Raw genomic sequence first — 18,826 nt, 5'->3', positions numbered from 1 at the left:
ATTGAAAAGACCCCTTGAAAAGTAGCTCCCAGCCCTTTATATTCGATGTACATCCAAGTTTTTGAATACAACGATGAGGTTTGTTGGAATTGTAAAGGAGATGCACGTATGCTTTTGGAGCCACTCGGCTTTTTATTTTTTTCTACACTGGAAGGAGTAGCTGTTTTTGCGCTAATTTTAAGTATCTTTAAAGTTAGAATGACTCCCTATCTATGGCAGGCTATTTTTGTAAACCTGATTATGAATCTGCAAAGCTATTTGCTCCGAGAGGAATTTTCACTTTCATATTTGGTACCTGTCATTAATATGCTGCTTTTTATTTTTTTACTTGCTACGGTGGTGAAGATCCCGATTGTTTGGTCAGGTATTATGACAGTTACCGGTTATTTTGCATATGCCGTTATTCAATCGGTACTCCTGAAGGCTATGTTCGGTAACCTGCCGATTTCTGAGCTGCAGAACGGGTCCTTGAAGGGTTATCTGTTACAAGTGGTTAGCGCAGCAACAGGACTATTTATTTCATTTATATTGTATCGAAAAGAGATTGGCTTTTCCCCAAATTTCAAAAAGCTTAAGTTCAAAGAGGAATATGGCATTGTTATTACCTTGATAATTCTGTCTCTCATTTCAACCTCTATTGTGCTTTACTATAGCGAGGTATGGTTGAGTATGATATTTTTTGCACTGGTATCGGGATTTTTTATCTACTATGCAGTCGGAAAGGAATACCGAGATGATTGAAACGATGGCCTTCAAACTTGCTAACCAGATTAAACGTATTGTGCCTGATCATCCGGCCTCCGTCCCAGTGCTTAAATACGCACTTGCTCTCATTCTGAATGCGTCTATGATCATCTTGTTGACACTATTCGCCTCATTCTTCACGGGGCGGATGGTAGAAGCTGCAACGATTCTCGTTGCTTTTGCTTTGCTGCGCCAAGTATCTGGTGGTATTCACTTGAAAACGGGTATGGCATGTGTGTTGGTGACCTCTGTAGCTTTTACATACATATCTTGCATTTCCTTAAATAATGGGTTGACAAACCTGTTTAACGGAATCGCGCTCATTCTTGTTTTATGCTTTGCCCCGTCCAGAATTGAAAAGCAGTCGCGCATTCCAGTCCGGTTTTATCCCCTCTTGCGATTGTTATCCTCCTTGCTTGTATGTACAAATTTTGTTATTGGTTCTTCTGTAGTGGCTGTTGCTTTTTTGCTTCAAAGCCTAACATTGATTCGGGGAAGGAGGTGAGTGGAATGATGAAAAAAGTAGTATACGGGTTAGCCACATCGTTGTCTATGTTTGCGACATTTGCTGTATCGGTGGCAAGTTATGTGTATGTTTATCAAGGGGATACACCCGAAGAACTGCTGAAATAAGCGAAATGCAGATTAGAAAAAATAATACATAAAGCTGCTTTAAAGCAGCTTCTTTTTATGCAAAAAAACAGGCGCTCTACGAAAGAGCGCCCGAATGGGAGAGGAGAAACCGGACGAAGAGCTTATGGGGAAACGTAAGTCTTCTCCGCGGTTGTCTACGACATTGGTTGAATGCCGATATCCTAAGGATGCCCAGGAGATGGTTTTTTATACCTGCTTCATCACTAAGTTTTTCAAACGGCGGTGCATGTGGTACGATAACGTCATAATCTTTATATGGTTATGAACACATATAGAAAATAGGTGAGTTTCAGCGTGAGAGTGGTATCGGGTAGTGCCAAAGGAAGGCCGTTAAAGGCAGTTCCCGGCACCGGGACGCGACCGACCACGGATAAGGTCAAGGAAGCGCTATTTAGCATGATAGGTCCTTATTTTGATGGAGGAGTCGCGCTTGATTTGTTTGCTGGCAGTGGCGGCCTGGGGATAGAGGCGCTTAGTCGGGGAATGGACAAGGCAGTTTTTATTGATATGGAATCCAAAAGCATTGATGTCATTAAAGAAAATTTGCGAAAAACTGGATTGGAAGGAAAGGCAGAAGTGTTCCGCAATGATGCCGGACGAGCGCTCAAGGCGCTGGCAAAACGTGGAGCTCTTTTTGATGCTGTTTTTCTGGACCCGCCTTATCGTCTCAAGCACGGGGATGAATTGATGAGCCGCATGGCAGAGTTGGACTTGCTTCGTTCAGGTGCATTCATCGTACTGGAGTATGAATCGGGACATGAGTATCCGATAAGTTTCGGACCGTTTGAACAGGTTAGAAAAGCGGTCTATGGTGAAACGGCGTTATCCATTTATCACTTTGCAGATGATGCTTTGTCAGACGCCGAAGAACATACAGAAGCCGAAGGGGGCAAATTCGGCATCACCGAATCAGACGGGGAGGACCATCATGATTGAGCACAAACCACGTGTTGCCGTATATCCGGGAACCTTTGATCCCGTGACGATGGGGCATCAGGATATTATTCAAAGAGCGGCCCGACAGTTTGATTTACTGATTGTCGCGGTTCTTAACAATATTAGTAAAAATCCGCTGTTTTCACTTGAGGAGCGAATGGAGCTGCTGCGGACGGTAACTCGCGATATTCCGAACGTTGAAGTGGACAGCTTTCGTGATTTGACAGCTAATTATGTACGTCAAAAAGGGGCTCAGGTTATTGTCAGAGGAATCCGGTCAGTGACCGATTTTGAATATGAGCTGCAATTGGCCTCTACAAATCATAAGCTGAACCCGGATGCGGAAACGATCTTTATGATGACCAATCCGGCTTATTCATATCTGAGTTCCAGTATGGTGAAGGAAATTGCGCATTTTGATGGCAAGGTCGTAGATCTGGTGTCACCAGAGGTGGAAGACGCACTGCGTGCCAAGGTTAGCGCGAATCGCGGTGGCTCCACCATGAAGTCATAAAGGAAACGGCGAGCAGAGCAAGTATAATCGTACTTAGAAGTACGACGGACAGTACGGTCAGTTGCCAGGGGTACATGGATGTTCCTTCTATTTGTGTTAATAAACTGCTGGCTCCGACCATGACAGATTGTACACTAAAGTCATTTACACTTTCCGAAAAAGAAGATACAGAACTGCGACTGATGTAAGCAGGAATTGTATTACTGACAATGTGGCTAAGCGGAGACCATGCCGCCAAGGTCAGTCCAAAAGCAATGATCCCATGGAGCACTCGTGATAAGGTGAAGGTGATGCCCTTGTCGGAAGGTCTGGTGACGGCGGTAATTTGAAGCCAGCCGCACAAGCCGCCCCAGCCCAACACAGCGCTGATCAGCGCTGCTTGTGTACGGAGATCGTTGGGCAGACGGCTGATTTCATAGGAACCCAGATGGATTTCCATCCAGGCAGGCCACACCATAGAAAGCGTCCCTTGACCTGAGTATAGGGTCAGCAGCCGAATCAGTACGGAAAAGAAAATAATGAATCCACCTGTCACCATCAGCGTCTGTACAGCATGGGATACGGTTTCGCCTAACAGTTTTCCAAAACTGCGACCGTCCCGTTCTTTGGCAGAGCGGGTAGCTTCCCATGCGGATCGGATCAGGGAGGTGGTAGGGCGGGAAACAGAAGCGCGCCGGATGGCAGCTGGCGTTTCCCGTTTTTTCGATTTTCTGGACGATTCAGGTAATCTGGCTGTGATCCAGCCTGCCAGCAGCCCAGAAATCCAGTGAACGGCAAGTAACAGCCCGCCTACAGCAGCATTGTGCAGCAGTCCTGTGCCAATGACGAGCAGGATCGTAATCGGATTGCAGAAATGAGCGATAGCCGTCAGACGTCGAAGCTGAAGCGGGGTCATATCCTCCTGCTGTGCCCATTGGCGTACCGCTTCCGCAGCAGCTGGGAATCCCGCAGTTAAGCCGAGGGCCAACACCCAGCCGCTTCGTCCCGGCAGCCGAAACCAAAATCGCATGAACGGCTCCAGCAGAACACCTAGACCATGTACCAGACCAAAGGCGATGAGCATTTCAGATAGCATCAAAAAGGGCAGCATGGCCGGGAAAATAATGCTCCACCATAACTTAAGCCCCTGGGTAGAGGCTTGAAATACTTCTTCTGGTGAGGCGACAATAGCCACTACAAGCAAAATGGCTCCGAGGCCAAGCAGCAAGGTTGTCCAATAAGGAGCAGGGCGGGCTTCCTTTTGCATCAAAGAGTTCACCTCTCATAAATATACTAAGGAGAGTCGGATGCTGTCTCCAGCGTTTATTCACGTTCATTGTCTGGGTAGAGGTTGCTCGTACACGTTGTCGTAAACAATGTATGCTTTTTTGGAAGGCTTGAGAACAGGTGGTGCAAAGGCACTTGGGTAAGATAGGAGAAGTTAGGCTGCAAGGGGGAGAAGCAATGATGCAAATTAACCGGAAAAGAGCCTTTTTTACAACCGGTTATGTCTTAATACTGGCTGCAATGGTCTATGTGCTGGTTTATATGCCAACTCCTTATCTGATCTATGGACCAGGTGGGGCAAACGAGATCAAACCGATGGTTAAAGTACAGGAAGGGGATAGCAGCGAACGGGGGAGTTTTATGATGACGACGGTATCGGCGAGATATGCCAATGTCATCATGCTAGCTATGTCCAAGCTGGACAGCAACTCGGAGATTCAGCGCAAAGAGGATCGTCTGCATGGCAGAAGTGAAGATGAATATGCAGCAGAGCAGGTATGGTATATGGGGGATTCCCAATCTTCCGCGATGGAGGCTGCCTATACCCGTGCTCATGTTCCCTATCGCATTGTGCCGGATTATGTGTATGTATTTAAGGTTCCGGGACCAAACAGCGTGTTTGAGCCCGGAGATGAAATATTAGAGTTGAACGGTACGAAGGTAACTGATAATCATTCCATTCGGAAGGCCTTGGAGGATGAGAAACCGGGAACGCTGGCTAAAGTGAAGCTAAAGCGCGATGGAAAGTTGCTGGCAGTGCAAGCTCCATTAACAACCATCACGGACAGTGAGACGGGAAAAGAACGTTCCGGGTTTGGTGTCAGTATTGCCACGGTACAGAAGGTAGAGCCGAAGAATGGACGTAAAACGATTCATTTTACATCCACGGATGTCGGTGGTCCTTCAGCAGGTTTGATGTTTACTATGGAAATCTATAACCAGCTGACACCAGGTGACTTAAGTAAGGGATATCGTGTAGCCGGTACGGGTACTATTGATAAGGACGGTCAGGTTGGAGCGATTGGTGGTGCCAAGTATAAAATTGTCGCTGCTGACCGTCAGGGCGCGGAATTGTTTTTCGTCCCGGCGGATAATTATAAAGAGGCCAAAGCCAAAGCAGAGCAAATCGGAACCCAGATGAAGCTTGTCCCGGTTCGCAAGCTTGGCGATGCGCTGAATTATATGGAAAAGCTGCCTATTAAACCATAACGGGGGGCCGTAAGTAATCAGCATACATGTGACGGATGGCGGGACGCGGCATCCCGGCTGCATGTATGGCGGCGGCGGCAGTATCCCAGTCCAGATGGGCATGTGACCCGGCAGACGGCTTGACCCATACTGGCAGGGCGGCTGTGTCTTTCATTTGCGCCAGCAGCTTGCGTCCAGCCCTGTTAAAGCCGAGCACGCGGATATAGCCGGGACCTTTCGCCAGCTCAGCGGGAGTCATATCGGCTTTGGCATGATTCAGCAAAATATGTGTACACATTCGCTGAAGCTTCGTACGAGTATAGCGTTTTGTCTTGACAGCGGCAAACAGAGCCTCCACAGAGGGCTGGGGCAGCGTGTACAGCGATTGCTGCAGACGGTGCTCCAGTCCTTCGGTGACCTCGTGCAGCTCCGCCAGCTGCTGCGGGCTCCGCGTGATCAGGGCGTTCAGCAGTGGCTGGCAGAACGCTTCCCAATGCAGCGGTGCGCGTTCTTCTTGCCACTCGCGCTGCAAAATCTCAAGGGTCGCCGCAGGTACGTACGGCGATGCGGCCTCCGGCCCGCCGTCCAGCAGCAGACGGCGGATGGCCGTGGCGCTGGCGATGACTCCGTCCGCAGGAGCCACGGCTTCGTGGTAGCCTGATCCCGTGCGGGCTACCGTGAAGGGCTTGATCGTGCTGCCCAGTCGTTCCAGCGCAATCAAGTAATGCAGCCCCAGCGTATTGTTGGGCTGCTGCATGAGAGCGGCGAGCGCAGCGCCGTCCGCTCCTTCGGCCGCCAGCGCGGCTGCGGCTCCCGCGTAGGCGGCGGGATAGCTCGCGCCCTTGCTCAGGCGCTGGGCGATGCCGGCCTTGAGTTCGGCCGGCTCTGCCGCCAGCACGCGAGCCAGCGTGTGTAGCGGGGCGATGTCTCCGCTCTCGCTGCCGAAGCAGAGCGCGTCGACGATGCCCGTCGCGCACAGCAAGGTCACCGCGCCGCGGGCAAACCATTCTGCGGGCTGGACAGCATAGGCTACAGGCAGCTCCAGAACCAGGTCTACGCCCATGGAGAGTGCCATTTCGGTGCGCGACCATTTGTCTGTAATCGCGGGTTCGCCCCGTTGAAGGAAGGGACCACTCATCACAGCCACCGTGCGCTGTGCACCAGTGATACGAAGAGACTCCTTCCAGTGATGGACATGTCCGTTATGCAGGGGATTATACTCTACAATGATACCGAGTGTTTTCAAAACTGTATGTCGGCTCCTTTCTTTAGTAGCTTATTTGATAACTATTTTGAGTGGTTTACTACCAGCGAATGCATGTTTTCAGGGCAGCTATCTGGTATTTCATCATGCACTTCAACAAGATCATTGAGACCTAGAGCAAAAAGCTTTATACTCGCATTATTGTACACGAAGAGTGGCGGGGGTACGAATACTCACAGGTACATGATGAATACAACACATTTTTTCATCCGCATAGATCTTACCGAACCATTGGAAAACCAATGGATTTGTAAGTGGTGTAAAGTGAAAGGTGTTGACAAACGACTCGATCAGTCGTTATAATAATTTTTGTTTGTTTGGAGTGATAGTGATGCAACTATTTTTTCGCAAAGTAGCAACAAGTGACGGTCCCTTTCCTATCCGTGAATCTCTTAATGTGAGTGAATTGGTGGATGATCGTGCTGATGTTACAGCCGTTTCCCCGCTGGAGACCGACTTGGTCGCCGTTAGTCTGGGCCAAGGCTCGATGAGTGTGGAAGGCACGTTGACCGCAGGTCTGGACATGCTTTGCTCACGCTGTTTGAGCCCGATGCACGAGGATTTGAAAATTGAATTCCGTGAACGGTTTAAGCAAACCTCATCTTCAAGTGTTGAAGAGGAGGATGAAGATGGCGATTTTATCGCAGTGACGGAGGATTCCTTCGACGTTGCACCGTATTGTGAAGAACTGTTTGTACTGCATGTGCCGTTTGCGCCTGTATGCAGTGAGGATTGTCAGGGCATCGCGCCAGCGGCCGGACAAGACTGGAGCCTTGGCTCCGACGACAGTAACGATAGTGATACGGAAAAGATTGATCCGCGTCTGGCAGGGCTTAAGGATTTTTTTAAATGAGAATTGAGTTCAATTCTGAAAAAAATCATCATCCGCTTGTGCCGGGAAGTTATTGAACCGATACGTGGATGTTGCATGCTTGATTCACCGGCTGTAAGATCATTGTCTTCTGACATTTTCTTTCGGTCTTGAATGAGATAAGAAGTCATACCCGTTATGCGGGGTTGATCTGTTTAAGGAGGTGGGAATAATGGCAGTACCTCAACGGAGAACATCCAAAACTCGTCGCGACAAACGTCGTACTCACTTTAAACTGGAAGTACCAGGTATGGTGAAATGCTCCGAATGTGGCGAATTGAAACTTGCTCACCATGTGTGCAAAGTTTGCGGAACGTACAAAGCTAGAGAGATCATCTCTCAATAATGTCCGATAAGCGGATTCTTTGGAATATTCGCAGAGAAAGTAGCGCTTCACTACAGTGAGGCGCTACTTTTTTTATCAGCATGCTTTCTTTTTGCGTCAGCATGCTATATACTGTTTTAGTACCAGGTTCTAAGAAAGAAGGGCCTAAGAGGTTCCTTTATACATACAAGAAGACAAACCGGCTTGAAGTTTAGCCGTTAGAACGTAAAGTAACCTGAACTGTCGGCTGAACGGCAGTTTACTGTAGGGAAAGGAGGCGTCACTGATATCGAACGTTTGCCGAAGAGACAGAGACAGCAACGGCTGACTCAATTAATTGATGATAATCCGTTCGTGACGGATCAGGAATTGACAAGACAGCTGAAGGTAAGCATTCAGACCATTCGGTTGGACCGGATGGAACTGGGGATCCCGGAATTGCGGGAGCGGCTAAAGCTGATGGCTGAGCGCTCCTACGATCAGGTTCGTTCCTTGCCTTTACATGAAGTAATTGGGGACATCGTTGATCTCCAGTTGGATCGAAGTGGTATTTCGATTTTTGAAATTAAAGAGGAACATACTTTTTCACGCACAGGCATTGCACGAGGACATTATGTGTTTGCGCAGGCCAATTCATTGGCCGTTGCCGTAATTAACGATGAGATAGCATTGACCGCTTCAGCGGATATTCGCTTTGTTCGTCCGGTTCATTTGGGTGAAAAATGTATTGCCAAGGCATATGTACGCTCAAATCCAGAACAAAAAGGAAAGGCCAAAGTGGAAGTGTTTGCCTACGTAGGAGAAGAAATGGTGTTCCAAGGCAACTTTGTCATTTATCGCTCCACGGAGGAAGAGTATAGCGAAGGAGGAAGTCAGCATGCGGATCGCCATTGATGCCATGGGGGGAGATAATGCTCCTGAGGCGACAGTAGAGGGCGCGTTATCTGCGGCGGCGGAATGGAAGGATACAGACATTACGCTGGTTGGTGACCGGGAACGGATTGAATCGGTTTTGAACGGCAGGGCGCTGCCGACGAACCTCACCATTCGCCATGCGTCCGAAACGATAGATGCGCAGGACGAGCCTGTAAAGGCAGTGCGGCGTAAAAAGGATGCCTCAATGGTCGTAGCGGGTCGAATGGTTAGAGAAGGTGAAGCGGATGCCATGATATCCGCAGGTAATACAGGCGCTCTGATGACTACAGGATTGCTAGTGGTTGGAAGAATGGAGGGCATTGAACGTCCGGCTCTCGCGCCGATGATACCGACGATTGATGATCAAGGTATACTGGCGCTGGACTTGGGGGCCAATATGGATGCCAAGCCTGAACATCTTGCCCAGTATGCACTGATGGGGAGCTTGTACCGTCAGAAGGTTCACGGATTGGCTTCTCCAAGAGTGGGTCTGCTGAATGTTGGGACTGAAGCAGGAAAAGGCAATGAACTGACAAAATTGGCATTTCCACTTATTGAGCAGTTACCTGTCAATTTTGTGGGGAATGTTGAATCCCGAGATGTGTTAACCGGAAATTGTGATGTATTGGTGTGTGACGGATTCGCCGGAAACATTATGCTAAAATCGCTAGAGGGAACAGCCGGAGCGATATTTTCTCTCCTTAAAGAGCAGTTTACCAAATCTTTAAAGACCAAGCTTGCAGCGGCCTTGATTATGCCTGAACTTCGGGGTCTGAAGGGGAAACTGGATTATAAAGAGCACGGCGGGGCTCCTTTGTTGGGGTTGAGCGGACTCGTCTTAAAAAGTCACGGTTCGTCTGATGGCATTGCCGTCAAAAATGCGGTAAGGCAGGCTCGTACGGCCTTGCAAAACCGGTTGGTGGAAAGTATATCCAAGGAAATCAGCAGGAAGTGAGTGACGATATGAATAAATTACGGCCGGTTGGTGTTATCGGAACAGGGAAATACGTACCTGAGAAAATTCTGACCAATAAAGATTTGGAAGAAATCGTTGAAACAAGTGATGAGTGGATTGTTAGCCGTACAGGGATTCAGGAGCGCCATATTGCTGCTCCAGAGCAGGCTACATCTGATTTGGCTTATGAAGCAGCAGTTAAGGCGTTGGAGTCTGCGGGTATGACGGCACAAGATCTGGACCTGATTATAGTAGCTACGGTTACACCAGATATGGCATTTCCGTCAACTGCTTGCATTCTTCAGGACAAGTTGGGGGCCAAAGGCGCAGCGGCTTTCGATTTGTCTGCTGCATGCTCGGGTTTTGTGTACGGGCTGGCTACGGCAACGAGTTTCATTAAGACAGGTATTTATAACAATGCGTTAATTATTGGTGCAGACTGCCTTTCCCGGATTACAGATTATACTGACCGCAACACCTGCGTCCTTTTCGGAGATGGAGCAGGAGCTGTAGTGATTGGTGAAGTACCTGAAGGTAGAGGATTCCAATCCTTTGATCTGGGGGCTGAAGGCGCTGGAGGCACCTTGCTCAAGTTGGAAGCTGGGGGCTCACGTTTGCCTGCGAGTGCGGATACACTGGAAAATAAACAGCACTATATTTACATGAACGGACGCGAAGTGTTCAAGTTCGCGGTTCGCGTTATGGGAACAGCAACGGTTGATGTGTTGGAGAAAGCTGGGATGTCCAAAGACGACATCGATCTGTTCGTTCCGCATCAAGCCAATATCCGAATCATCCAATCCGCAATGCAACGTTTGGATTTGCCAGAGGAAAAGGTAGTTATTAATGTTAATAAATATGCGAATACATCCGCAGCATCTATTCCTCTCGCTCTTGTGGAAGCAGCTGAGGAAGGCCGCATGAAGGAAGGCGACCGTATACTAATGGTGGGCTTTGGCGGCGGTTTGACCTGGGGTGCGTCGGTTCTTATCTGGTAATTAAGTGGCAGTTTTGATATAATATTGAATTTGTCTGGTGTTTTACAGAAGAAGCATTGGATACAGAGAGGTGCATGCACGATGGGCAAAACGGCATTTATATTTCCCGGTCAGGGTTCACAAGCTGTAGGTATGGCTAAAGATGCTTATGAAGCAGTTCCAGCTGCAACAGAAGTATTCCGTAAAGCGGACGAACGTTTGGGTTTCGCGCTAAGCACACTGATATTTGAAGGGCCTGACACAGCCTTGAAGCAAACATCCAATACGCAGCCTGCACTGTTAACGGCGAGCATTGCGTTGTATGAAGCGTTCAAGGAAAAGGGCATCCGCCCTGATTATGTGGCTGGGCACAGTCTAGGAGAATACAGTGCGCTAGTGGCTTCCGGTGTTCTCACATTTGAGGATGCAGTTGAGACTGTTCGTGCACGTGGTCAGTTTATGGAGCAGGCCATTCCTGATGGACAAGGCGGGATGGCTGCTGTGCTGGGAGCTGATCGTGAAGCATTGGCAGCATTGTGCCGTGATATTACGGAGTCTGGCCAACTGGTTGAATTGGCCAACATCAACTGTCCCGGACAGATTGTTGTATCCGGTACAAAGACGGGTGTAGCTGCCGTCGCTGAACGTGTGAAGGAAGCAGGCGGTAAGCGTGCTATTACTTTGGAGGTCAGCGGACCTTTTCATTCGTCATTGATGAAGGAAGCGGCGGACAAGCTCTCCGGTAAATTGGAGACTGTGAAATTTGCTGAAGCCCAGATTCCGGTTGTGACCAATGTGACAGCAAAACCTGTACGTGAGGGAAGTGAAATTCGCCAACTGTTGGTGGAACAGGTCTATTCTCCGGTACTATGGGAAGACAGCGTAGCATGGTTACTGGAACAAGGTGTGGACACCTTTGTTGAGTTTGGACCGGGAAGTGTTTTGACCGGACTGGTTAAAAAGATTGACAAAACGGTTAAGCTGTATAACATGAGTAGCCTGGAGTCGTTTGCTTCTATAACAGAAGCCCTGGAAGCCCGCTAAAAGTATTAATGATTGCCTTTACGGGTTAAATACTTGCAAGGGAGGACTATGATGTCTAAGCCATTGAGTGGAAAAACAGCGCTGGTTACGGGAGCGTCGCGTGGAATTGGCCGTAGTATCGCACTGGCGCTGGCTGAAGCAGGTGCTAATGTAGCAGTAAATTATGCTGGTAGCGAAGCGGCTGCGACTGAGGTAGCAGAGCTGATTCGTGCCAAAGGTGTAGAAGCTATTACAGTTCAGGCTAATGTGGGACGTGCTGAAGAAGCTGATCAGCTGATCAAGGATGTAATTGGCGCTTGGGGCAAGATTGATATCCTGGTGAATAATGCTGGCATAACAAGAGATAATTTAATCATGCGGATGAAAGAAGAGGAATTCGATCAGGTGATCGAAACGAATCTTAAGGGTGTGTTTAATTGTCTCAAGGCGGCGACACGCCCAATGATGAAGCAGCGTTCTGGACGAATTATCAATATCTCTTCCGTTGTTGGTGTACTTGGTAACGCAGGACAAGCCAACTATGTCGCTGCTAAAGCGGGAGTGATTGGTCTTACTAAATCCTCTGCTAGAGAGCTTGCCTCAAGAGGAATTACAGTGAACTGTGTGGCTCCTGGATTCATTGATACTGAAATGACGCAGGTGCTGGCTGATGATTTGCGTGACAATATGCTTAGCGGTATTCCGCTGGCCCGTCTTGGACGGCCTGAGGAAATTGCAGATGTGGTGCTATTCTTGGCCTCGGATGCTTCCTCATATATGACGGGCCAGACTTTGCATGTGGATGGCGGCATGTATATGTAGTTCTTGTTGCCAATCCGCATGCCCCGATGGAGAGTAGTTAATGAAAACTCTCTTCTATGGCATTTTAATTGTAATTTTCGTATAATACCATAAGGAGGAGGTGAGCCGGATGTCCGATGTATTGGAGCGCGTAAAACGCATTGTCGTTGACCGTTTGGGAGCCGACGAAGCCGAAGTTACACTTGAAGCATCTTTTAAAGATGATTTAGGCGCTGATTCTCTCGATGTAGTTGAATTGGTTATGGAATTGGAAGATGAGTTTGATATGGAAATCTCTGATGAAGATGCAGAGAAAATTACAACTGTAGGTGAAGTTGTGAAGTACATACAATCTCATACCTAATTCATGTCATCAAAAGTCCCGTTCTGTTACAGGCGGGACTTTCTCCTAATTATACAGATTGAACTAAAGACGGAATTGTCGCGTGTTTTTGACTTCATCTCAGCTTCACTTCGTCAAGGGCTGAGTATAATGCGGCATTACTAACTTTAGTTGATTCTATATTATTTTTGTACACAAGCGTGTGCGAACTAAAAATACAATTTGCAGTAGACATAGAGGTGATTATCTTTGAAACAACGTGTTGTCATAACAGGAATGGGTGTAATCACTTCGCTGGGACAGGATTTGAACACACTATGGGATAATCTGATGGCTGGAAAATCTGGTATCAGTAAAATCGAAGCTTTTGATACAAGTGAATACACTACGAAAATAGCCGCTTCCATTAAAGATTTTAATCCAGAGGATTATATCGATCGTAAGGATGCGCGTAAAATGGACCGCTTTGTGCAGTTCGCGGTTGCTGCTAGTAAATTGGCGCTTGAGGACAGCAAACTCGTAATCGGAGAGAATGTGGATGCTGAGCGTGTTGGTGTATCTGTTGGTTCTGGTATTGGCGGATTGGGCACTTGGGAAGATCAGCATAATGCACTGATCGAAAAGGGACCTAAACGCGTAAGCCCTTTCTTCATTCCGATGATGATTGCTAATATGGGTTCCGGTCAAGTTTCGATCTCACTCGGTGCTAAGGGTCCCAATACATCGCCAGTTACGGCTTGTGCCACAGGTAGTCATGCTATCGGTGATTCCTTCCGCATGATTCAGCGCGGTGACGCTGACGCTATGATTTGCGGCGGTGCCGAAGCAACGATTCGTCCGATTGGTATTGCTGGATTTTGCTCCATGCGAGCGATGTCCACACGTAACGATGAGCCGGAAAAGGCAAGTCGTCCATTTGATACCGAACGGGACGGATTTGTTATGGGCGAAGGCTCTGGTGTACTGATTCTGGAATCGTTGGATCATGCTTTGAAGCGTGGTGCACATATTTACGGCGAAGTGATTGGCTATGGTCTTTCAGGCGATGCCCATCATATGACGGAGCCTGATCCAGAGGGAGCAGCACGCTGCATTAGAATGGCGATCCGTGATGCTGGATTGAATCCTGAAGATATCGATTATATCAATGCACATGGTACATCTACGCCGGTTGGTGACAAATCGGAGACGGAAGCAGTTAAGAAAACGCTTGGAGAGCATGCCTATAAGGTAGCGATCAGTTCAACCAAGTCGATGACAGGGCATCTTCTGGGTGCAGCGGGAGGCGTTGAAGCCGTAATTTGTGGTCTTGCGCTCCAACATCAGACAATTCCGCCAACAATTAATTTGGATAATCAAGACCCGGCTTGTGATCTTGATTATGTACCTAATAAGCCGAGAAAAGCGGAACTGAATGTGGTTATGTCCAATTCCTTTGGTTTTGGAGGTCACAATGCTACGGTTATTCTAAAAAAATATGAAGCGTAAGGGGTCAGTTCGTTGAGTGGAGACTTGAAGCAATTACAGCAGAAACTTCATATTCAATTCAACAATCGGCAGCTTCTGAAGCAGGCTTTTACGCACGCTTCCTACGTAAACGAACATCGGTTCAGTCAGCATGCAGATAATGAGCGTCTGGAATTTCTGGGTGACGCTGTTCTGGAACTGACGGTGTCTGAGCAATTGTACAATCAGTACCCTAACCGGCCCGAAGGCGAACTAACCAAGTTGCGTGCAGCTATTGTCTGTGAGCCTTCTTTGGTGAAGTTTGCTGTCGGGCTTGAGTTTGGGCAGTATGTATTGCTTGGAAAAGGTGAAGAGCTGACAGGCGGACGTACTCGTCCTGCTCTGTTGGCTGATGTGTTCGAGGCGTTCGTAGGCGCGCTTTATTTGGATCAGGGTCTGGAAGCCGTCCGGTCGTTTCTAGAACGTTATATTTTTCCTCAAATTGTATTAAACGGTAAGCTTCAGATGAGTGATTTCAAAACAGAGCTTCAGGAACTGACGCAGCATCATAACATGGGGATGCTTGAATACAAGATTGTCGAGGAACGCGGACCTGCCCATGAACGCGAGTTTGTAGCCGAGGTATATATGGACAGCGAACGGCTGGGGGCAGGTACAGGACGCTCCAAAAAGGAAGCTGAGCAGCAAGCGGCGGCAGTTGCTTTAAACCGTTTGAAGCTGGCGGAATCGTAATCGGTACCTGAGCGACCCGAACGGGTGACGCAAGCAGAGGACACAAAGTAAGAGCAAAGGGCAGTCCGCGGGGAGTCCCGGCCCATAATGGCGAATGGACTGCGTTTTGCTCTTTTTTCGTGGCTTTACTGCTGTAAAGTGAACGTCGATACTGTGCTTTTTTCAAATTAGTCTTATGCTACAATAAGGATAATTCAATCAATCAGGTCAATGAAGTTGTACAAGCATATTTGAATGTTAGAGGTGAGATTGAGCATGTTTTTAAAGCGCATTGAGCTGGCGGGCTTCAAATCGTTTGCAGATAAAACGGAAATGGAATTTGTCCGCGGCATTACGGCAGTCGTCGGACCCAATGGGAGTGGAAAAAGTAATATTTCCGACGGAATTCGTTGGGTGTTGGGCGAACAGAGTGCCAAATCACTGCGTGGCGGCAAGATGGAGGACATTATTTTTGCAGGTAGTGATGCTCGTAAGGCTGTTAATTACGGTGAAGTATCACTTACGCTAGATAATGAAGATCAGGCATTGCCTCTGGATTTTGGTGAAGTGACGGTAACGCGACGTGTGCATCGGAGTGGGGATAGTGAATATTTCATTAATCGTCAATCATGCAGACTTCGGGATATTACTGAGCTGTTTATGGATACAGGGATTGGTAAAGAAGCTTATTCGATTATTGGGCAAGGACGTATTGAAGAAATTTTGAGTACCCGATCTGAGGATCGACGGGGTATTTTTGAGGAAGCCTCGGGTATCGTAAAATATAAATCACGTAAAAAAGATGCAGTTCGCAAGCTGGATGAAACAGAGCAAAATTTGCTGCGCATTCACGATTTGGTCAGTGAACTAGAGGATCAGATTGGACCTCTTAAGGAGCAGTCTGAAAAGGCGATTCATTTTAAAGAGCTGCGCAGTGAATTAAAATCAAAAGAAATTTCGATGTACGTCCATCAAATTGAACAAATTCATACTTCGTGGAGCGATGCGACTTCCAAACTAGCTTTGTTGCAGCAAGAGCAGCTTCAGTTGTCTACAGTAGTGTCCCGCCATGATGCGATGCTGGAAAACGATCGTAATGAATTACGGCAGCTGGAAGAGCAAGTAGAACGTCTGCAAAAGGATCTGCTGCAATACAGTGAAGCTACGGAAAAAAGTGAAGGATACGGTGAATTGCTCAAAGAGCGCACACGCAATTTGGAGGCCAATCGGGAACAATTGATCTTATCCCTCAGCACAAGTGAATCACGGCATTCCGAACGCAAAAGCGAACTGGATCAGCTGAACGAAAAGCTGTCAGCGCTGAATGTAGAGCTGGACGAGTTGCGTGCGCGTCTGTCTGATGAAGAGGCCAAACTGATTGGCGTCACAGGTGGAATCAGCCAGGAGCAGGAAGAAAGCCTAAAGGGTGGTCTGCTGGAGCTGATGAATCAGATGGCGCAGGCGCGTAACGAAATTCGTTATACCGACCAACAGAAGGAAGCGTTGGAACGCCGAGTGAATCGCGTCAGTGATGAATCCGGCAAATGGGAAGCCCAAAAAGTCGAACTTGAACAGCGCAAAAAAGGGTTGGAAGCGACGATTCAGAAGCTGGGACAGGAAATTAGCAGTTTGCGCAGTGGCTATATTCAGGGAAGTGAACAGTACCAGGCCCTGCAAAAACTACTGGAAGAAAACCAGGGCACGGTTCGTAAATGGGAACAAAAACGTGAGGCTCAAATTTCACGGCGAGATACGATGAAAGAAATGCAGGATGACTTTGACGGCTTCATGCTCGGAGTTAAAGAGGTGTTAAAGGCTTCACGCAAAGGAACTTTGCACGGTGTGCATGGAGCAGTAGCGGAGCTGATTCGGGTACCTGAGCATTTAGAGCAGGCGATGGAAACCGCTTTGGGCGCTTCAGTTCAGCATATTGTGATGGAAAATGAATCGGTATCCAGACAGGCGATCAGTTTTCTAAAGCAACGTCAATTGGGCAGAGCGACATTCTTGCCTATGGACGTTATCCGCCCGCGTCAGATTGGTGCTGGAGAACGTCAAATTGTGGAAAGCGCAGAAGGCTTTGTCGGGATCGGTGCAGATCTTGTTCAGTACGATGATCGATATGCCGGAATCGTAGGCAGTCTCTTGGGGAATGTGGTCATTGCCCGTACGCTGGAAGATGCCAATCGTATTGCGGCCCGTTGTCAATATAGATATCGTGTTGTCACGCTGGAAGGCGATGTTGTCAATGCAGGTGGTTCCATGACTGGGGGGAGCCAGTTCAAGAAAAATGCTAATCTGCTGGGCCGTAAACGTCAGCTGGATCAGTTGGATCAAGACATTCTAGACACGGAACAGCAAATTGCCAGGTTGCGCCAGAGTGCAATAGATACCAAACGACAGTTGGAGGAGACTCAGACCCGTCTGGATGAATTGCGCCAGGGCGGCGATGTGAAGCGGACCGAAGAGCAGCAGATGGCAATGGAGCTCAAACAACTTGAGCATGAACTTCGTCATGTTCTGGAGCAGGTAGCTGCGTCTGGCCAGGAGAAAAAAGGCTTTGACCAGGAAATCAAGGAGTTGGAAGCTTCCCGTGCAGAAGCACTGGTAAAGTTGGCTGCGCTGGAGGAAGAAGAGAAGAAAACGCATCAAGCCATTCACGCTGCCGAATTTGCTCGTAAAGCGAATGAATCAGCCAAAGAGCAGCTGCAAGGAGAGCTCACCAATCTCAAGGTAAGAGAAGGCAAGTTGGACCAAGAGCGCTTTTCATTGGAAGAGCAGATTCGCAGACTGCGTGGGGATTATGATACCCTTGGTAAGGATTCAAGACAAAACAAGACCTTGCTTGCTTCCATCGAAGCGGATTTGCTCACCAATGAGCAGGAGACCGTGAAACAAATTGAGAATCTTAATCAATACCGTTTGAAAAAGGAAGAAGCTGCAGAGCAATTGGAATTCAAACGGGCTGCACGCAGCAGCTTGTCCAAAAAACTGGAAGTTGCTGAGAATGACACAAAAGAACAGCGAATTCAGCTTAAGTCGGTGGAGGAACTGCTTCGCCAAACAGAAATTGGAGTAAACCGACTTGATGTGGAACTGGAAAATGTTTTGAAAAAATTAAGTGATGATTATGAACTCAGCTATGAGCTGGCCAAGCAACGTTACCCTATACCGGAAGATATTGAAGGTACGCAGAGTGAGGTGGAAAGGCTCAAACGCGGGATATCTGCGCTGGGTGAGGTCAATCTGGGTGCTATTGAGGAATACCAGCGTGTACATGAGCGCTATACGTTTCTTGATGAGCAAAAGTCTGATTTGGTAGAGGCCAAGACAACGCTTTATCAGGTTATTCGTGAAATGGATGATGAAATGTCCAAGCGCTTCAAGACCACGTTCGATGCGATTCGTCGCGAATTTGGAACGGTTTTCTCCAAGCTGTTCGGAGGCGGACGTGCAGACCTTGTGTTGCTTGATCCGGAACGTTTGCTGGAGACAGGCATTGACATTGTAGCTCAGCCTCCAGGCAAAAAACTTCAAAACTTACAGTTGTTGTCAGGCGGTGAACGGGCTCTAACAGCAATGGCTTTATTATTTGCCATTTTACACGTTAAACCTGTTCCATTCTGTGTACTCGATGAAGTAGAGGCAGCATTAGACGAAGCAAATGTGGTGCGTTTTGCTCAGTATTTACGGGAATTCTCAGAGCAGACACAGTTTATCGTAGTTACACACCGTAAAGGCACCATGGAAGAATCCGATGTGCTGTACGGGGTTACGATGGAAGAAGGCGGGGTTTCTAAACTCGTATCTGTCAAGCTGGACAACGATGAAGCTGAGATTGCCTGACATCAAATAACATACTTTCAGATCAA

General features: G+C 48.0%; 19 protein-coding genes. 17 read left to right on the top strand and 2 right to left on the bottom strand.

All coding sequences use genetic code 11. The features are described from left to right. Positions 1–108: 108 nt before the first annotated feature. The 5 genes from ACXHJ2_RS13515 to coaD all read left to right on the top strand — a co-directional run bounded on the left by ACXHJ2_RS13515 (position 109) and on the right by coaD (position 2,848). Positions 109–741: a hypothetical protein gene (locus ACXHJ2_RS13515; RefSeq protein ID WP_165080048.1), complete on the top strand. Its 633-nt coding sequence runs from the start codon at positions 109–111 to the stop codon at positions 739–741. Further along, positions 734–1,249 carry an accessory gene regulator ArgB-like protein gene (locus ACXHJ2_RS13510; RefSeq protein WP_040101587.1) on the top strand — a complete coding sequence of 172 codons (516 nt, stop codon included), beginning with the start codon at positions 734–736 and terminating at the stop codon, positions 1,247–1,249. Before ACXHJ2_RS13515 ends, ACXHJ2_RS13510 begins: the two co-directional genes overlap by 8 nt. 5 nt (positions 1,250–1,254) lie before the next feature. Then, on the top strand, positions 1,255–1,377 hold the full coding sequence (locus ACXHJ2_RS13505; RefSeq protein ID WP_013370626.1) for a cyclic lactone autoinducer peptide: 123 nt from the start codon (positions 1,255–1,257) through the stop codon (positions 1,375–1,377). Between the two features lie 315 nt (positions 1,378–1,692). Beyond that, on the top strand, positions 1,693–2,334 hold the full coding sequence (gene rsmD / locus ACXHJ2_RS13500) for a 16S rRNA (guanine(966)-N(2))-methyltransferase RsmD (protein ID WP_165080046.1): 642 nt from the start codon (positions 1,693–1,695) through the stop codon (positions 2,332–2,334). Continuing rightward, a complete protein-coding gene (gene coaD / locus ACXHJ2_RS13495; protein WP_013370628.1) occupies positions 2,327–2,848 on the top strand; it encodes a pantetheine-phosphate adenylyltransferase in 522 nt (173 codons plus the stop codon). The genes rsmD and coaD overlap by 8 nt, the downstream gene beginning before the upstream one ends. On the opposite strand, the gene ACXHJ2_RS13490 is transcribed toward coaD, so the two are convergent. Then, positions 2,811–4,094, bottom strand: a complete 1,284-nt coding sequence (locus tag ACXHJ2_RS13490; protein WP_165080044.1) for a nucleoside recognition protein — start codon at positions 4,092–4,094, stop codon at positions 2,811–2,813. The genes coaD and ACXHJ2_RS13490 overlap by 38 nt on opposite strands. A gap of 197 nt (positions 4,095–4,291) precedes the next feature. On the opposite strand from ACXHJ2_RS13490, the gene ACXHJ2_RS13485 reads away from it, so the two are divergent. Beyond that, complete coding sequence (locus ACXHJ2_RS13485; protein ID WP_064963119.1) at positions 4,292–5,323, top strand: SepM family pheromone-processing serine protease; 1,032 nt, start codon at positions 4,292–4,294, stop codon at positions 5,321–5,323. Here ACXHJ2_RS13485 and ACXHJ2_RS13480 read toward each other — a convergent pair. After that, positions 5,313–6,548: a nucleotidyltransferase gene (locus tag ACXHJ2_RS13480; protein ID WP_165080042.1), complete on the bottom strand. Its 1,236-nt coding sequence runs from the start codon at positions 6,546–6,548 to the stop codon at positions 5,313–5,315. The genes ACXHJ2_RS13485 and ACXHJ2_RS13480 overlap by 11 nt on opposite strands. 349 nt (positions 6,549–6,897) lie before the next feature. On the opposite strand from ACXHJ2_RS13480, the gene ACXHJ2_RS13475 reads away from it, so the two are divergent. The 11 genes from ACXHJ2_RS13475 to smc all read left to right on the top strand — a co-directional run bounded on the left by ACXHJ2_RS13475 (position 6,898) and on the right by smc (position 18,800). Next, positions 6,898–7,419: a YceD family protein gene (locus ACXHJ2_RS13475; RefSeq protein WP_165080040.1), complete on the top strand. Its 522-nt coding sequence runs from the start codon at positions 6,898–6,900 to the stop codon at positions 7,417–7,419. A gap of 190 nt (positions 7,420–7,609) precedes the next feature. Continuing rightward, a complete protein-coding gene (rpmF, locus tag ACXHJ2_RS13470; protein WP_013370634.1) occupies positions 7,610–7,783 on the top strand; it encodes a 50S ribosomal protein L32 in 174 nt (57 codons plus the stop codon). Positions 7,784–8,059: 276 nt separating this feature from the next. After that, on the top strand, positions 8,060–8,656 hold the full coding sequence (gene fapR / locus ACXHJ2_RS13465) for a transcription factor FapR (RefSeq protein WP_014599659.1): 597 nt from the start codon (positions 8,060–8,062) through the stop codon (positions 8,654–8,656). After that, positions 8,640–9,632, top strand: coding sequence for a phosphate acyltransferase PlsX (gene plsX, locus ACXHJ2_RS13460; protein WP_025676841.1), 993 nt, complete (start codon positions 8,640–8,642; stop codon positions 9,630–9,632). The genes fapR and plsX overlap by 17 nt, the downstream gene beginning before the upstream one ends. Before the next feature lie 8 nt (positions 9,633–9,640). Continuing rightward, on the top strand, positions 9,641–10,630 hold the full coding sequence (locus tag ACXHJ2_RS13455; protein ID WP_013370638.1) for a beta-ketoacyl-ACP synthase III: 990 nt from the start codon (positions 9,641–9,643) through the stop codon (positions 10,628–10,630). A gap of 81 nt (positions 10,631–10,711) precedes the next feature. Beyond that, entirely contained in the window at positions 10,712–11,653 is a 942-nt protein-coding gene (gene fabD / locus ACXHJ2_RS13450) for an ACP S-malonyltransferase (RefSeq protein ID WP_165080038.1), read from the top strand. 51 nt (positions 11,654–11,704) lie between these two features. Next, the gene (fabG, locus tag ACXHJ2_RS13445) at positions 11,705–12,454 is read left to right on the top strand and encodes a 3-oxoacyl-[acyl-carrier-protein] reductase (protein ID WP_013370640.1); all 750 of its coding nucleotides are present in this window, start codon (positions 11,705–11,707) and stop codon (positions 12,452–12,454) included. Positions 12,455–12,563: 109 nt separating this feature from the next. Then, the gene (locus tag ACXHJ2_RS13440; protein WP_007429985.1) at positions 12,564–12,797 is read left to right on the top strand and encodes an acyl carrier protein; all 234 of its coding nucleotides are present in this window, start codon (positions 12,564–12,566) and stop codon (positions 12,795–12,797) included. A gap of 228 nt (positions 12,798–13,025) precedes the next feature. Continuing rightward, on the top strand, positions 13,026–14,264 hold the full coding sequence (gene fabF / locus ACXHJ2_RS13435) for a beta-ketoacyl-ACP synthase II (protein WP_013370641.1): 1,239 nt from the start codon (positions 13,026–13,028) through the stop codon (positions 14,262–14,264). Between the two features lie 12 nt (positions 14,265–14,276). Then, positions 14,277–14,975: a ribonuclease III gene (gene rnc, locus ACXHJ2_RS13430; RefSeq protein WP_013309856.1), complete on the top strand. Its 699-nt coding sequence runs from the start codon at positions 14,277–14,279 to the stop codon at positions 14,973–14,975. A gap of 255 nt (positions 14,976–15,230) precedes the next feature. Beyond that, positions 15,231–18,800 carry a chromosome segregation protein SMC gene (smc, locus tag ACXHJ2_RS13425; RefSeq protein ID WP_013370642.1) on the top strand — a complete coding sequence of 1,190 codons (3,570 nt, stop codon included), beginning with the start codon at positions 15,231–15,233 and terminating at the stop codon, positions 18,798–18,800. The last annotated feature ends 26 nt before the right edge of the window (positions 18,801–18,826 follow it).

It is taken from the genome of Paenibacillus sp. ALE3 (assembly GCF_054113405.1).
This window is presented reverse-complemented; position numbering and strand designations above follow the sequence as displayed.

Coding starts and splice junctions, on each gene's coding strand:
- ACXHJ2_RS13515 (WP_165080048.1), top strand. CDS start 109: ATGCTTTTGGAGCCACTCGGCTTTTTATTTTTTTCTACACTGGAAGGA.
- ACXHJ2_RS13510 (WP_040101587.1), top strand. CDS start 734: ATGATTGAAACGATGGCCTTCAAACTTGCTAACCAGATTAAACGTATT.
- ACXHJ2_RS13505 (WP_013370626.1), top strand. CDS start 1,255: ATGATGAAAAAAGTAGTATACGGGTTAGCCACATCGTTGTCTATGTTT.
- coaD (WP_013370628.1), top strand. CDS start 2,327: ATGATTGAGCACAAACCACGTGTTGCCGTATATCCGGGAACCTTTGAT.
- ACXHJ2_RS13490 (WP_165080044.1), bottom strand. CDS start 4,094: ATGCAAAAGGAAGCCCGCCCTGCTCCTTATTGGACAACCTTGCTGCTT.
- ACXHJ2_RS13485 (WP_064963119.1), top strand. CDS start 4,292: ATGATGCAAATTAACCGGAAAAGAGCCTTTTTTACAACCGGTTATGTC.
- ACXHJ2_RS13475 (WP_165080040.1), top strand. CDS start 6,898: ATGCAACTATTTTTTCGCAAAGTAGCAACAAGTGACGGTCCCTTTCCT.
- rpmF (WP_013370634.1), top strand. CDS start 7,610: ATGGCAGTACCTCAACGGAGAACATCCAAAACTCGTCGCGACAAACGT.
- plsX (WP_025676841.1), top strand. CDS start 8,640: ATGCGGATCGCCATTGATGCCATGGGGGGAGATAATGCTCCTGAGGCG.
- ACXHJ2_RS13455 (WP_013370638.1), top strand. CDS start 9,641: ATGAATAAATTACGGCCGGTTGGTGTTATCGGAACAGGGAAATACGTA.
- fabD (WP_165080038.1), top strand. CDS start 10,712: ATGGGCAAAACGGCATTTATATTTCCCGGTCAGGGTTCACAAGCTGTA.
- fabG (WP_013370640.1), top strand. CDS start 11,705: ATGTCTAAGCCATTGAGTGGAAAAACAGCGCTGGTTACGGGAGCGTCG.
- ACXHJ2_RS13440 (WP_007429985.1), top strand. CDS start 12,564: ATGTCCGATGTATTGGAGCGCGTAAAACGCATTGTCGTTGACCGTTTG.
- smc (WP_013370642.1), top strand. CDS start 15,231: ATGTTTTTAAAGCGCATTGAGCTGGCGGGCTTCAAATCGTTTGCAGAT.